Source organism: Chitinophaga polysaccharea, from assembly GCF_007829335.1.
Classification (GTDB): Bacteria; Bacteroidota; Bacteroidia; order Chitinophagales; family Chitinophagaceae; genus Chitinophaga; species Chitinophaga polysaccharea_B.
Map to the genome: position 1 here is coordinate 506746 of NZ_VIWO01000001.1, position 13488 is coordinate 520233.

General features: G+C 46.2%; 17 protein-coding genes. 9 read left to right on the forward strand and 8 right to left on the reverse strand.

Annotated features, from left to right (window positions below):
- Positions 1-77: 77 nt before the first annotated feature.
- The 5 genes from FHW36_RS02125 (at position 78) to FHW36_RS02145 (ending at position 3925) form a co-directional block, all read left to right on the forward strand.
- Positions 78-422: a hypothetical protein gene (locus FHW36_RS02125; protein ID WP_145661505.1), complete on the forward strand. Its 345-nt coding sequence runs from the start codon at positions 78-80 to the stop codon at positions 420-422.
- A gap of 223 nt (positions 423-645) precedes the next feature.
- Positions 646-1641 (forward strand): c-type cytochrome, encoded by a 996-nt coding sequence (locus FHW36_RS02130; protein ID WP_145661508.1) that lies wholly within the window; start codon positions 646-648, stop codon positions 1639-1641.
- A 20-nt stretch (positions 1642-1661) separates the two neighbouring features.
- The gene (locus tag FHW36_RS02135) at positions 1662-2081 is read left to right on the forward strand and encodes a DsrE family protein (RefSeq protein WP_145661510.1); all 420 of its coding nucleotides are present in this window, start codon (positions 1662-1664) and stop codon (positions 2079-2081) included.
- Positions 2082-2091: 10 nt separating this feature from the next.
- Positions 2092-3009, forward strand: a complete 918-nt coding sequence (locus FHW36_RS02140) for a molybdate ABC transporter substrate-binding protein (RefSeq protein WP_145661513.1) — start codon at positions 2092-2094, stop codon at positions 3007-3009.
- A gap of 22 nt (positions 3010-3031) precedes the next feature.
- The gene (locus FHW36_RS02145; protein WP_145661516.1) at positions 3032-3925 is read left to right on the forward strand and encodes a LysR substrate-binding domain-containing protein; all 894 of its coding nucleotides are present in this window, start codon (positions 3032-3034) and stop codon (positions 3923-3925) included.
- 16 nt (positions 3926-3941) lie between these two features.
- On the opposite strand, the gene FHW36_RS02150 is transcribed toward FHW36_RS02145, so the two are convergent.
- From FHW36_RS02150 to FHW36_RS02180, 7 genes are all read right to left on the reverse strand, one after another.
- Positions 3942-4448 (reverse strand): GNAT family N-acetyltransferase, encoded by a 507-nt coding sequence (locus tag FHW36_RS02150; RefSeq protein WP_145661519.1) that lies wholly within the window; start codon positions 4446-4448, stop codon positions 3942-3944.
- Between the two features lie 30 nt (positions 4449-4478).
- Positions 4479-5231 (reverse strand): metal-dependent hydrolase, encoded by a 753-nt coding sequence (locus FHW36_RS02155; RefSeq protein ID WP_145661522.1) that lies wholly within the window; start codon positions 5229-5231, stop codon positions 4479-4481.
- Between the two features lie 186 nt (positions 5232-5417).
- On the reverse strand, positions 5418-5909 hold the full coding sequence (locus tag FHW36_RS02160; RefSeq protein ID WP_145661525.1) for a lipocalin family protein: 492 nt from the start codon (positions 5907-5909) through the stop codon (positions 5418-5420).
- 127 nt (positions 5910-6036) lie between these two features.
- Positions 6037-6528, reverse strand: a complete 492-nt coding sequence (locus FHW36_RS02165; RefSeq protein WP_145661528.1) for a hypothetical protein — start codon at positions 6526-6528, stop codon at positions 6037-6039.
- A gap of 132 nt (positions 6529-6660) precedes the next feature.
- Positions 6661-7137, reverse strand: a complete 477-nt coding sequence (locus FHW36_RS02170; protein ID WP_145661532.1) for a hypothetical protein — start codon at positions 7135-7137, stop codon at positions 6661-6663.
- Positions 7128-7628 carry an RNA polymerase sigma factor gene (locus FHW36_RS02175; RefSeq protein WP_145661537.1) on the reverse strand — a complete coding sequence of 167 codons (501 nt, stop codon included), beginning with the start codon at positions 7626-7628 and terminating at the stop codon, positions 7128-7130. The genes FHW36_RS02170 and FHW36_RS02175 overlap by 10 nt, the downstream gene beginning before the upstream one ends.
- A 124-nt stretch (positions 7629-7752) precedes the next feature.
- Positions 7753-8256: a GNAT family N-acetyltransferase gene (locus FHW36_RS02180; protein ID WP_145661544.1), complete on the reverse strand. Its 504-nt coding sequence runs from the start codon at positions 8254-8256 to the stop codon at positions 7753-7755.
- 144 nt (positions 8257-8400) lie between these two features.
- Between FHW36_RS02180 and FHW36_RS02185 the strand changes: the two genes are divergently transcribed.
- From FHW36_RS02185 to FHW36_RS02195, 3 genes are all read left to right on the forward strand, one after another.
- Positions 8401-9672 carry an acetyl-CoA hydrolase/transferase family protein gene (locus FHW36_RS02185; RefSeq protein ID WP_145661550.1) on the forward strand — a complete coding sequence of 424 codons (1272 nt, stop codon included), beginning with the start codon at positions 8401-8403 and terminating at the stop codon, positions 9670-9672.
- 131 nt (positions 9673-9803) lie between these two features.
- Positions 9804-10331 (forward strand): hypothetical protein, encoded by a 528-nt coding sequence (locus FHW36_RS02190; protein ID WP_145661553.1) that lies wholly within the window; start codon positions 9804-9806, stop codon positions 10329-10331.
- A gap of 47 nt (positions 10332-10378) precedes the next feature.
- Positions 10379-11398: a lipid A deacylase LpxR family protein gene (locus FHW36_RS02195; RefSeq protein ID WP_145661556.1), complete on the forward strand. Its 1020-nt coding sequence runs from the start codon at positions 10379-10381 to the stop codon at positions 11396-11398.
- On the opposite strand, the gene FHW36_RS02200 is transcribed toward FHW36_RS02195, so the two are convergent.
- Positions 11393-11866, reverse strand: coding sequence for an SRPBCC family protein (locus FHW36_RS02200; protein ID WP_145661559.1), 474 nt, complete (start codon positions 11864-11866; stop codon positions 11393-11395). The genes FHW36_RS02195 and FHW36_RS02200 overlap by 6 nt on opposite strands.
- A gap of 106 nt (positions 11867-11972) precedes the next feature.
- Between FHW36_RS02200 and FHW36_RS02205 the strand changes: the two genes are divergently transcribed.
- Positions 11973-13433 carry an Ig-like domain-containing protein gene (locus FHW36_RS02205; protein ID WP_145661562.1) on the forward strand — a complete coding sequence of 487 codons (1461 nt, stop codon included), beginning with the start codon at positions 11973-11975 and terminating at the stop codon, positions 13431-13433.
- The last annotated feature ends 55 nt before the right edge of the window (positions 13434-13488 follow it).

A 13488-nucleotide genomic window follows, 5' to 3' on the forward strand; every position in this document is an offset into this window, starting at 1 on the left:
AATATTGCTTAAAAATAAAGCCTGGCGGATACAGCAATGGAGAAAAAAGCTTAAATTTTCATAAAACATATTTGATCATGAAAAAGCTCCTCACCGGATTACTGGCCATGTTTATGGGTTTCACCGTAATGGCACAGGCACCTGCAACTGCAGCAAAAAAAGAAGTAAAGGCAACTAAGGCTAAAACTGAAAAAGCTGAGAAGAAAGCTGAAAAAGTAGAGAAAAAAGCCACTGCTGCAACTCCTGCTACTCCTGCGACTCCTGCTACTGCCGTTGGTCCTACCAAAAAAGATGGTACTCCTGATAAGCGCTTTAAAGCCAATAAAGCTGCTGCCGCTCCTGCAGGTCCAACTAAAAAAGACGGTACTCCTGACATGCGTTACAAATCAAACAACAAGAACGCTGGCAAGAAAAAAGCATAACCTGGTCGTCTGACTAACACTAAATAATTAATTTCCAGAGCCCCGTACAGCCGTTGCTGTACGGGGTTTTCTTTTAAAAATATTTTTACTTACTTTTATCGCTTCACGTTTTTGTTACCAGGTGTCCATAACTAAATGTTATTAGTAATAGTTATTAGTTATTTGACATCGCTTTGGGGGACGACTACCTTTGTAGCATCATTCCACCAACCTGTAATTTCAAATGGAAGCCAGAAAAGTTCAACGTTATAAGCGGGTCTTATCCGGAGCCCTGATATGCCTGCTTATTTTAGCATTATTGGTAGGTATAGAAACCTATTTGTTATCCGTTCGCCCACTTATCTATTCCGGCCCGACAGCAGTCGCATCCGAGCCAGCAGCTATGCCCTGGCAGCCGCCGGCCGCCAGCACGCTGCCCAACGGAGAAGCCGGTATCACCGTGCTCTACGGACAGGCATTAATTCGCGAAACAGCCACGTTCTTCGGGCCTAATGGAAGCATACGCCCGCTCACCAATGGTATGAATTGCCAGAACTGCCACCTGCAGGCCGGCACCAAACCTTTCGGCAATAACTACAGTACCACTGCCCGCTCCTACCCTAAATTCAGGGCAAGATCCAACAGTCTGGAAACGCTGAATAAGCGCATCAGCGACTGTTTTGAACGCAGCCTGAATGGGACTGCACCAGACAGCAATTCGCGGGAAATGGGCGCCATCAAAGCCTATATCGAATGGCTGGGTAGCGGCGTAACTACTGATGAAAAACCCATCGGTAGCGGCATTCCCAAACTGGCGCTGCTGTCGCGCGCAGCCAGCCCGGAAAATGGCGCTAAAGTATATGCACAGCAATGCAAAACCTGCCATGGCAACCAGGGAGAAGGCGTAAAGAATCCTGATAGTGTTACCTACGTGTATCCGCCGCTGTGGGGCCCCCATAGCTACAACGATGGCGCCGGCCTATATCGCCTGAGCACCTTTGCGGGTTATGTAAAATATAATATGCCTTTTGGCGTAGATTACAACAGCACCAGGCTCTCTGACGAAGAGGCCTGGGATGTAGCTGCCTTTATTAACTCCCAGCCAAGGCCGCATAAAGACCAGTCGGCCGACTGGAAGGACATCAAACAAAAACCTATTGATTTTCCATTTGGTCCGTATGCAGACAAATACTCTGAAACACGGCATAAATACGGGCCCTATATTTCCATGCAACATTAATCGTAAACATTAAACGCCTTATGAAGAAGTTAGTTTTTCTCCTTTGTCTTTTTAGCCTGTTGGGTACCCAGTACGCCATGAGCCAGCGCAAATCAAAGTACAAAGCTGTTTATCAGCTCAACAGTGACGATGATAAAGTAATTCGCAATACATTGCGTAACATAAAGAATGCATTGGAGGATCCCCGCCTGCAAAATAAAGTAACTATAGAACTGGTAGCCCATGGCGGTGGCATTACTGCCTATAAAAAGGATAAGCCTTATGAATCGCTGCTGCAAGACCTCCTGGATAAGGGCGTTATCCTGGTGGAATGCGAAAACACCATGCGGGAAAGGAATATCACCAAAGACGAGCTTTTTCCTTTCATTCAATATACGCCCAGCGGTAATGGCGAATTAATTATCAAACAGTCTGAAGGCTGGCATTACGTACACCCATAAACGAAAACACATGAAGTATTTTGCAACATGGCTGATAGTAATGGTATTATTGGCCGGAGAACTATATGCCCAGGATCACCAGTTTGACCCGCCCTGGAATACGCCACCAGCCGCTGGTGTATCGTTTACCGTACCTGGTATCGACAATGCGCCGGACCTGTACGGCGATATCATCGATCCTCAGCTGGTTATTTTCTTTGCCGGCAACCAGTTTATGGTGATAGACTCGCTTATCCATGATTTCAAACAGGTATATCCTCAATACCAACGGGTATTTGCGGAAACGTTGCCCCCAGGCATACTGGCACAGCAGATTCTTACCGGCTCCCTGGTGATGGGTAACCTTCGTATAGCCATACAGCCAGATATTTATACTGCCGGCAAAAGCCGCATTGATCAGCTAAAGGACAGCTTTTCTGTGGTAAGAAATTATGCCGACAATACGCTGGCCATTATGGTACAAAAGGGCAATCCGAAAAAGATTGGCGGGTTGAAAGACCTGGGCCGCAAAGATGTACGGGTAGCCATGCCTAACCCGGCCTGGGAAGGCATTGGGAAACGTATAGAAGAAGCCTATGTAAAGGCCGGTGGCCCCTCTTTGAAAGAAGCCGTGATGAAAGATAAGACCGCCAAAGGCAGTACTTACCTGACCAAAATTCATCACCGGGAAACCCCGCTGCGTATCCTGTATAAACAGGCAGATGCCGGCCCGGTATGGCTTACCGAAGCCTGGTACCAGCAAATGATCGGGCACCCCATAAGCCTGGTGAAGATCCCTGAAAAAGAGAATATCAGGGCCACTTATTGGGCAGGTATTCTTAAATCAGCCCCCCATCCACAGGCCGCAAAAGACTTTATGGAATTCCTGATGGGGCCACGGGGACAACAGATTTATAAACACTTTGGCTTTGCCCCGCCTGAGTTGTAAGGTTATTTTGTATTTTTATTGCATGTTCGATTTCAGACTCAGGGTATTTCATACCGTCGCCAAACGCCTAAGCTTTACCAAAGCTGCAGAGGAGTTATATATTTCCCAACCTGCTGTGACCAAGCATATTCATGAGCTGGAACAACAACTGGGAATGGCCCTCTTTGAAAGGATAGGCAACAAAATTAAATTAACCCGCGCCGGTATGCTAGTCATGCATCACGCAGAAATCATTTTTACCGACTATCGCAACCTGGAATACGACGTCAATCAACTAAAACATATGCAGGGTGGTTTGCTGCCCATAGGGGCCAGCACCACCATTGCCCAATACCTTATACCGCCGCTGCTGGCCAAGTTCAACCAACGTTATCCGGATGTAAAAACATCCCTGACCAACGGTAATACCGAGCAGATTGAGCAGGCACTGTTTGAAAAAACAATACAGCTGGGTATTATAGAGGGCAGTTCCAAAAATCCATTACTGAAATACGTAGAGTTTGCGAAAGATGAAATTGTGCTGGTAGGAAATGTAAAACACCGTTATGGCAATGGAGAACCCCTTACCGCCACCGACCTGAAAACCATTCCCCTGCTGATGCGGGAACATGGTTCTGGTACGCTCGAGGTAATTACCGAAGAGCTGAAACGATTAAAATTAAAGATCACCGACCTGAATGTAGCCATGTACATGGGTAGTACAGAAAGTATCAAATCATACCTTCACCATTCGCCCTGTGCTGCCTTTATTTCCCTGCAGGCTGTACAGCGCGAACTGGAGCTGGGAGAGTTTACCATTTTGCCGGTAAAAAACTTCAAGCTGGTGAGAAAGCTCCATTTCACTTACCTACAGGGTTTGCAGGATAAGCTTTGCCAGCTTTTTATCCGGTTTGCGCGGCAAAACATGACGGAATAACGGGCATCTACCTACGTTATTTATTAAGCAGGTGCCAGTGCAACATTTCCCCCGAAGTCATGGTTTCTTTCATTCCCAGGTGCTGTAATATTTTCCTGGAAGATGTGTTGGTAATATCGCATTCTGCTATCAGTTTTCTGACATGGGGTTGCTGGAAAGCCCATGCTACCAGCGCGGTAGCGGCTTCCTTCATATAACCTTGTCCCCGGTGAGGTGGCAACAGGGCGTATCCTATTTCCACGACCCCGTTTTTATCGGGCCGTCCTTTGAATCCAATATCTCCCAACACTGTTTTATCGGCTTTGGACACAATAATCCAGAGCATCCAGGGATAAGAGGCTGGGTCATGTTGCAGGAGCTCAATAAAATGCGGCAATTGCTCCCTCAGGTCTTGCTGTGGCCATTCGTCCGGAATATGTGCCTGTATTACTTCTCCGGCATCCGGATGACGGAGATAGATCTGCGTCAGCAAGGGCAAACGGCAGGGATATATTAATAAGCGTGCAGTATCAAGGGGTAACATAATTCTTATTTAATCATTCCTATAGCTTCGCTAATGGCTTCCAGGCTTCACCACTGAAGTATCCAGTATTTCTCCTGGCTTGAGTGTATGAATGACCAGGCGCGCAATGTCTTCTGTTAATGCTTTCAATTTCTCCGGCGTGCCTGTTAAGGTGGACATGGTACCATAGTGACAGGGAATCACATGTTTTACTTTTAGCAACCTAATAGCAAAAGCCGCTTCCAGTGGCCCCATGGTATACCTGTCGCCTATTGGCAAAATAGCAATATCCGGTTCATATATCTCTCCTAATAATTCCATATCGGCAAACACGGAGGTATCACCGGAATAATACACAGAAATATCGTCGCTCATCCAGATAATAAATCCGTTGGTAGTATGTGGATAGCCGATTTTGCCGTCTGGCAGGTTCACCTGGGCAAAATGAAAAGCATTTGTCATGGTAATTTTAAGGTCCATAACGGATATGGTGCCGCCAGCATTCATTTGTTCAAAAGTATGTTCTGGCACACCCTGTTCCTGTAAGTAATAGCGTACAATTGGATTGGCAATTACTTTCGGTGATTTGGTACGGATCAGTTCTATTATTCTACTGTCAAGGTGGTCGCGATGACCATGCGTAATCAGGATCAGGTCTACCTGTTCCGGGATCGCGATGTCTGTTGGTAAAAATGGATTGTTGGTATACCAGGGATCTACCAGGATAACGCGACCTTCGGGGGTATTAATCCGGAAGCTGGCATGGGCCAGGAACTGAATTTGAGAATGCGGCGTGCTCATCATATTGGTGCTTTATGATTCCTTTCTAAATATAACGTTAATAGCACACAATGGAGGAGGCAAAAAGCAGAAAGCTAAAAGCAAAAAGCTATGAAAGTGAATGGTCTTTGCGGATATTAAAAATCGCATTCTGCATTCGCTTTCATAGCTTTTTGCTTTTAGCTTTTTGCTTTTTAGCTTTTATTTATATTACTTCCTTTGCAGTGTATAGATAATAGCGGCGTTTTTACCTTCAAAGTTCACATTTGCTCTCCAGGTCATCATGCTTCCCGCGCCGGTTACTTCCATGCGGTATCCTTCTGTTACGTTTTTGGCTTTATCGCCTGAGAAGAGTTTCTTGAAGCCAAACAGGGTAACGCCGTTGGATTTGGTGAGCGTCCAGGCAATTTTCTGTGTAACGGGGCTGCACCCGTTATCTGTAGAAGAAAGTGCGTAGGAACCGCCGGCCCAGTTATCAGGGAGTGTCCATTGGCTACCGACAAAGCATTTTGCACTGGCTTCGTCGAATACAGTTACCTTGGCGTTATCCGGAATACCTTCATATTTAACATCAGTCAGCACCCAGTTACCCTTTACGGAGCTTTTGGTAATGTCTTGTGTTACGCCTTGTTTAGGGGAGCAGGAAGATGCAAAAACGGCCACGATAGCCATCAGTAATGCTGCAAATGAAAATTTTCTCATGGGAAATTAATTTGTGTGTTTAAATGCCATAGTATTCAACACGCAGTTATCAAATAAGGTTTATAACAGCACGAATACGGCGGCAAGTTCTGCATTTACAATAAACGTACCAAATGAAGCCGGGTTATTAATGGGTTATGTCGGTGGAGTGAGTGATGGCCGCCACTTTGAGCTTTATTAATATCTCTTCCAGTTGCTGGGCGCGCTGATGAAAGTACCAGGTGCTGGCGGCCAATGACATGGTGAGTACTGCCATGGCGATAAACCCGCATCTCCACCAGATACTCACGGTAATGCGTCGGCTCCAGAAAGGCTCGAGGCGGATATAAGTGTTCCCGGGATTCGTAGGCTCATGGGTGTTATAGTTCCACCAGGTCTGTTCTTCCTTCCTCTTATCGGTTCTGAAGCGTTGTAAAACCAAGGTTCTCAGCTCATCAGGCGGTACTTGCCCCTCCTCTTGTAATTTATCTTCAATCCTCAGTTCAGCAGCAGTAATTTCAATATCCAGCAGCGGGTAAATGAGGCGCAGGTGTAACAACTCTTCTTCCTGGTCTGGTGAAGTGAGGCCAAGCACGTAGCGCTCAATAATGCCACTTTCGATATAGTCGCTAATATTCAAACCCTTAGTTTACAAAAACCAGCCACCATTAAATATGGTTAATTAATACCATATTTATAAATACGGTAAATCACCCCTCGGTGGATTGTCAAATTTATATTTTTTTTAAATAACGATTTTCGGAGGTAAAAATTACAAACTCCTGCTTTGTACCTGCTCCTGTTGATAATGTGCAGGCAGTAAGTCGCTGCGCTGTTCCTGTGATTGACGGTATTTGAGATAGTAAAAAATGGCCAGGAACAGGAAAACCTTGGACATAATAAAGAAGATGATAAAGAAGATTTTCCACCAACGATGTACCGTAATATGGTCACCGTCTTTAGGTTGGATATTGATAAAGGTATAGTTGGAATTATTATCGCCGAAATGGCCTCCGCTATTGTGGTCCCAGCGGATTTTCTGCAATACACGATCGCGGATTTCTGCAGGAGGCAAAACGGGCTCATCAAATGCAGCTCTTTCCAGCCTGCGCTCAACGAATTCCACCTCCGTATTGAGTTCCGGATAAAGCCTTCTCATATGCTGCAGCTCTTCCACTTCTGCTTCAGAAGCCAGGCCCAACACGAAGGACTCGATAATACCGCTTTCTATGTAGAATTTTAGTTCCAAGTATCTTTTAGGAATTGTCTGAAAGATCTCATAGCATCTCCCAGGATGTCATTTATTTGCTCTTCCGGCAAAGCCAGTAGGCGAGCTATCGTTGCGATTGATAATCCTTTAAAATAAGAAAGCCTGAACACCTGCTGCTGATCTGTTGGTAGCACCAGGTAAAACCGTTGCAAAATACCTTCTTCCTGTTTTATTAGTTCCGTGCCGGTTAACGCGCTTTCCGGTACAACTTCTTTAATGGCGAATTCTCTTGCTTTGCGCATCAGCCATGCAAACAGCGTTTGGTAGCCGGATGAATGAAACGTTCCAATGTGATGAAAGGCCCAGTTAAATACTTTTACAATGACTTCATTTGCCCTGTGTTTAACGGGTACCAATTGCAATACCATATTGTATAATGCTCCTGCATACCGGTCATATAACAATGCTCTCGCCGCTGGGTCTTCCACCAATAAGCGTTCTATTAGCTCCTGCTCACTTATATGTGCCAAACCTCGCCGCAAAGATGTTGTGTACCGGATTTTTTAGATTGCTAATATAGACCAAATATCCCATCTAAGTGTCATAACATATGATCAATATTTATCCACCGATTGAGCTAAAATGGATAACTTTTTATGAAAGTAGCATATGATACAACCAATACTGCTGCCCCAAAATAGGCGCTAGTTCCCGGGCTATGCTAAAGCCCAACTGCTCGTATAAATGCCTGGCATCGGGCATAATAGTGCTGGTATGTAGCCCCAGATACTGCTCTCCATTGGCACGCGCCTGTTGAATAGCCATTTCCATTAAACGACGTCCGATTCCACGTCCCCGGAGCCGGGGATCTACCCCTAAACGACGGATATAAGCCCATTCTGCCGGACAGGGGTATGCCGGATACCCGGAAGGTGTGAGGAATAACACCCCGGCCAGTTGATTACCCGCCTCACATACCAGGGTGGCAGAAGTGCGCATCAACTCCCGTAACTTGGCATCATCAGACAGGCTATGCTTCATTTGCGTCCAATACTCCGGCGCCAGCACCGATTCAAACTGTCCGTAACTTAATAAAGTAACTTCCGTGATGGCCACTGCATCAGGCTCCTCCACCCAACGATAGTTCAGTATATCCATATCCGTTATTTAAGCACATTGTCCAACAAATCAATAGGTTATTTGTTGACATGAAACAAGTGACAAGAATCAAATCTACAATATGACTTTGCTCATATTTACTTTTTTTTTTGCACGATAATTTTGCAGCAAACTAATATATACATGTCCTACACAACTATCTCAAACGCAGTATCACTTATACAATCGGGGCATACCGTATTTCTTCATTCCGCCGCCGCTACACCAAGAGAACTGGTAAAAGCTATGACAGCCCGCAGCCACGAACTGCAGAAGGTACGCCTGGTAAGTATTCATACCGAATGGGAAGCTACTTATGCCGAACCTGAGCATGTACATGCTTTCTATGTAGATACCTTCTTTGTAGGTAAAAATATCCGCAAAGCCGTTAACGAGGGACGGGCCAATTATATCCCTATGTTTCTCAGCGAAATACCCCGGTATTTCAGGAGCAATGAACTTCCCATTGATGTAGCGATGATTTCAGTATCCCCTCCCGACAAAAACGGTTATTGCACCCTGGGCGTGTCCTGCGACGTAACCAAGGCGGCTATAGATATGGCTAAGATTATCATTGCAGAGGTGAATCCTCATATGCCCCGTGTACTTGGCGACGGCGTTATTCACATTTCCCGGATTGATGCGGCTGTGGAAGTGGATTACCCTATTTACGCCCAACAAATAAACCCACCCAATCAAACAGAATTGGCCATAGGCCGCCATGTGGCCTCCCTGATTGAAGACCGGGCCACTTTACAGATGGGTATTGGCGGTATTCCCAATGCCGTATTACAATGCCTCACCACTCATAAAGACCTGGGTATACACACGGAAATGTTTTCCGATGGGGTGATAGACCTGGTGAAAAAAGGCGTTATTACCGGCAAATACAAATCGGTACATCCGGGCCTCCTCATTTCCAGCTTTGCCATTGGCAGTCAACGCCTGTACGATTTTATGGATACCAATCTCATTATGCGGCTGATGGATGTAGAATATGTGAACAATCCCGCTACAATCCGGAAAAATCCCCGGGTAACTGCCATCAACAGTGCAATAGAAATAGATATTTTTGGGCAGGTATGCGCCGATTCAATCGGGTTCCGGCAATATAGCGGCGTAGGCGGACAAATGGACTTTATGCGCGGTGCTACCCTTTCGGAAAAGGGAAAACCCATTATCGCCATTCCATCCGTTACGTCTAAAGGTATGTCCCGGATTGTGTCGCGACTGCAACCCGGCGCCAGCGTGGTAACTACGCGGGCGCATGTACACTATGTAGTGACAGAATATGGTATCGCACATCTGCTGGGGAAAAACCTTCAACAACGTGCGCACGCACTGATCAATATTGCCCATCCCGATCACCGGGAACAATTACAGAAAGACGCATTCGAAATATTCAAGGTATTCTGATAGCTACTAAAACAATTACGAGCATACGAAGATAACGACCTCTTAACATGCGGGAAGGCTGTTAATCTCTATCTCCCGCAAAACTATTCGGGGCAATTTAATGTTATTACAAGTAATAAATATCGTCCTCCATGTACATTAAAATTACGCTGTTGGCAGCCTCCTTATTGGCTATCATCTCCTGCGCCAGCAATAATAAAAAAGCAGGAAATGATACCGATACCACCCTGTCGGTGCAACCCATTAATTCCAGCCAACTGGATGTAAAGCCACTTTCCGGCTACTTCCTGAAAAATACGATCAAGGTAACGGATAGTCTTACTTTTTGGTTAATTGATAACCAGGCGTCTTTTGATAGCTTGTTTGGTATGGCCAAAACCATGAATAACACCATTGACCAGCCTGATTTTGGTACCCAGGTGGTGGTGGCCGCCTCCATGCCCGCTACCTACTACAATACCCAGATACAGCTGGAGTCAGCTACCTCCGACGATATGACCAACAATGCAGAAATGCACTTTGTTGCCACTTCCAGCCCGGATAAAAATAGCGCCGCTATCGTACCACTATGGCTGGGAGCCATTCCTAAAACAGGGAAAAACACTTTTAAGCTGTTTACCGGCGACAACCTGACTAAAACCATTACCACACAACAATAACAGGCCTTCTTTCCAGGAGGTTATACACTAACGCCAACGCCAACCGTATGAAATGCTGTATCATTTGGTTACTGCTCTGTGTTTTAGCTGAAACAGCACCGGCACAGATTACGCAGGATGCTACTAAACAGATACGTATATACGAGGATGATGATTACTTTAATTTATGGGGGCGGGGCACCGACCGGGCCTACAGCAATGGGAGCGCTATCGGGTACAGCTATATGAAAAAGAAGCCATCGGTATTTCTTGATAAATGGATATTGCCCCAAGCGGGCCCAAATGCCATCAACGTGTTTAGCTGGCAGGTGATGCAGGTAACGATGACGCCGAATGACATTGCTGCTACCACTTACCAACCCGATGATTTTTATTATGCCGGAGGCCTCTTTGTGAGCCATGGGCTTACTTCCTATAATCCGGACCGGAAACGTAGCTTCCATGCTGAATTCCTGTTGGGAGTGATGGGCCCCTGGGCACTATCGAAAGAAGGGCAAACGCTGGTACATCATGTTATTAATTATCAGCCTCCTAAAGGCTGGAGCAACCAGTTGCCCAATGCCCCGTTACTCAACTACAACTTCACTTGTGAAGCAATGTTGTGGAACCCGGCCAAGAGCCTGGAAGTTATAGGAGGCGGCACTGCCAGACTGGGGTTAATGGTGAATAGCGTAACAGCTTCCCTGTATATACGATATGGGCTGATTAACCCTTACTTTGGCCACCGGGACCTCGCCTCCGCCACCCACCGTAAATTTCAGTTATATATAATGGCCAGGCCTCAGCTGAACTTTGTTGCCTACAACGCCCTCCTACAGGGAGGGCTTTTTAGTAGCACAGACAGCCAGCTTGCCGCACAGAAAGCCGAGCAACGTACACATATGCGGATGTTGGTAGCGGGGATAGATTATGGGGTAGGGATTGTAATAAAACGGACTACTATCCGGTATACCCAGCGGTCGGCTACCGAATGGATGGCCGGTACCCGTAAACACTCAGTGGGTAATTTTACCTTTTTAATACCGATATCCCGCAAAGGAGCGGTTCATCACCCACCTGTACTATGAAACCGGTGGACCAAAGATCTTTTCAACGGTTTTATGCCGGTATTCAAACAGCGATGCCAGCTGTTGCTTTACAAACAGGCGATGCGCCAACTTTCCCAACCAGCCCAGGGGCAGTCGGTAATGTACCAGGTCGGTCATTTTAACGCCGCCGGGTACCTGCTCAAAGTGATGCTCATGGTGCCAGATGCTGTAAGGCCCTGCTCTTTGTTCATCTACAAAATAAGAAAGGTAAGATACATGCGTAATTTCCGTCATCCACTCCAGCGGAATGCCCGCCAGCGGCGATACTTTATAGATAATCACCTGTCCTGGATACACCTGTCCGGTATAAGGGGCCGAAGTAACGGTAAAACGCATAGCCGCAGGCGTAATATGCTGCAGGTTAGCCGGGTTTGAAAAATAGTTCCATACCTCCTCCAGCGGGGCAGGAATTACCTGGGTACACTGTATTGAATAAATGCTGGCCATGTATAAGATTAAGGAAAATAGATGGATCTACCATCCGGAAGGTAGCAAATTCGTAATTCTTTAAATGAGTTCGTAAGTTTGTAGCCTACTTAATACGACCAGGTACATGAATCAATATATCAGGAGCTGGATTTTCTGGCTGATGTTTATTACCGTTTCCATCACATTTACGCGATGCGCCAACATTGTGCCGCCCAGTGGCGGTCCCAGGGATAGCTTACCCCCGGTGCTGCTGCAGGTAACACCGCGTGACTCCTCCCTTCATTTCAAGAGTAAAAAAGTGTCTTTTATTTTTGATGAATATGTGGAGCTGGACAATGTAAACGATAAACTGATCGTTTCGCCCACCCTGAAGGCAACGCCCATTGTAATAGCCAAGCTCCATACCGTTACCCTGGAAATCAAGGATACGTTACAGCCCAATACCACCTATACTTTCAACTTTGCCGATGCCATCCGGGACATCAATGAACGTAACGTTGCCCAGGATTTTCAATACGTGGTATCCACTGGTGATTACCTGGATAGTTTGCAGGTATCAGGTCACCTTATAGATGCCGAAAATGGTAAGGTAGACAGTAACATCGCCGTAATGTTATACCGGGACCTCAGCGACTCAGTAGTATCCAAGGAAAAGCCGGTGTATTACGCCAAAACCAAGGGGGATGGCTCTTTCCGGTTTAAAAATATTGCTCCCGGCGCCTATAAGATTTTTGCACTGAAGGAGGAAGACCGTGACCTGCAATACAACCAGCCGAGCGAGTTGATCGCCTTTGTAGAGGCTCCTGTGGTTTTAAAGGAAAACAATGTATCAGATGTAAATATGCTCCTGTTTATGGAAACAGACAGCACAATTAAACCTCCGCCGGAGCCAATAGATTCTACCGACCTTCAGCAGGAAGAAGATAAGGATAAGAAAAAGAAAAAACTGCCCAAACTCACGGCTACTCCCGTTTTGGATGGTGGTATGCAGGAATTGCCGGCGCCGTTGAAAATAACCTTTTCGCTGCCCCTGAGAAACCTGGACAGCAACCGGACCATATTGGGAGAAGACAGCGCCTATAACAGCGTACCGTTTACCAGTAACATGGATTCGACCCGGACGCAATTAACCATTACCCATACCTGGAAGGAAGGCACTCCCTACCGGTTTATTATTCCTAAAGATGCGCCTACCGATACGGCGGGGCAGCAGCTGGCCAGGGCTGACACCATTAGCTTCCGAACGAAAAAAGTGGCAGATTATGCCATTTTCACCGTCACGGAATTGACTATCAGCGATAGTACCCGGGAAGCGATCAATAATAGTAGTATGCACTATGTGGTACAGCTGGTACAGGATAAAACCATTAAATATTCCGGTACCATCGTAAACGGCAAATGGAGCCAGCGATTTATTACGCCTGGCGAATACCAGATCAGGCTGTTGCTGGATACCAACGGCAATGGTAAATGGGACAGGGGGAACTACTATACCCATCCCAAGAAACAGCCGGAGCGGGTGATTGTGATCGACAAGGTAAATCTCAAGGCTTATTGGACTGTGCCAAAAAAAATAAGTATTTAATCTGATCGTGGCGGAGGGAGCACTGCTGTTCCCTCCGCTGCAATATTCCTACCTT

Bases quoted from the DNA above. Each gene is read 5' to 3' on its own strand.
- FHW36_RS02125 (WP_145661505.1), top strand. From the start codon at position 78: ATGAAAAAGCTCCTCACCGGATTACTGGCCATGTTTATGGGTTTCACC.
- FHW36_RS02130 (WP_145661508.1), top strand. From the start codon at position 646: ATGGAAGCCAGAAAAGTTCAACGTTATAAGCGGGTCTTATCCGGAGCC.
- FHW36_RS02135 (WP_145661510.1), top strand. From the start codon at position 1,662: ATGAAGAAGTTAGTTTTTCTCCTTTGTCTTTTTAGCCTGTTGGGTACC.
- FHW36_RS02140 (WP_145661513.1), top strand. From the start codon at position 2,092: ATGAAGTATTTTGCAACATGGCTGATAGTAATGGTATTATTGGCCGGA.
- FHW36_RS02145 (WP_145661516.1), top strand. From the start codon at position 3,032: ATGTTCGATTTCAGACTCAGGGTATTTCATACCGTCGCCAAACGCCTA.
- FHW36_RS02150 (WP_145661519.1), bottom strand. From the start codon at position 4,448: ATGTTACCCCTTGATACTGCACGCTTATTAATATATCCCTGCCGTTTG.
- FHW36_RS02155 (WP_145661522.1), bottom strand. From the start codon at position 5,231: ATGATGAGCACGCCGCATTCTCAAATTCAGTTCCTGGCCCATGCCAGC.
- FHW36_RS02160 (WP_145661525.1), bottom strand. From the start codon at position 5,909: ATGAGAAAATTTTCATTTGCAGCATTACTGATGGCTATCGTGGCCGTT.
- FHW36_RS02180 (WP_145661544.1), bottom strand. From the start codon at position 8,256: ATGGATATACTGAACTATCGTTGGGTGGAGGAGCCTGATGCAGTGGCC.
- FHW36_RS02185 (WP_145661550.1), top strand. From the start codon at position 8,401: ATGTCCTACACAACTATCTCAAACGCAGTATCACTTATACAATCGGGG.
- FHW36_RS02190 (WP_145661553.1), top strand. From the start codon at position 9,804: ATGTACATTAAAATTACGCTGTTGGCAGCCTCCTTATTGGCTATCATC.
- FHW36_RS02195 (WP_145661556.1), top strand. From the start codon at position 10,379: ATGAAATGCTGTATCATTTGGTTACTGCTCTGTGTTTTAGCTGAAACA.
- FHW36_RS02200 (WP_145661559.1), bottom strand. From the start codon at position 11,866: ATGGCCAGCATTTATTCAATACAGTGTACCCAGGTAATTCCTGCCCCG.
- FHW36_RS02205 (WP_145661562.1), top strand. From the start codon at position 11,973: ATGAATCAATATATCAGGAGCTGGATTTTCTGGCTGATGTTTATTACC.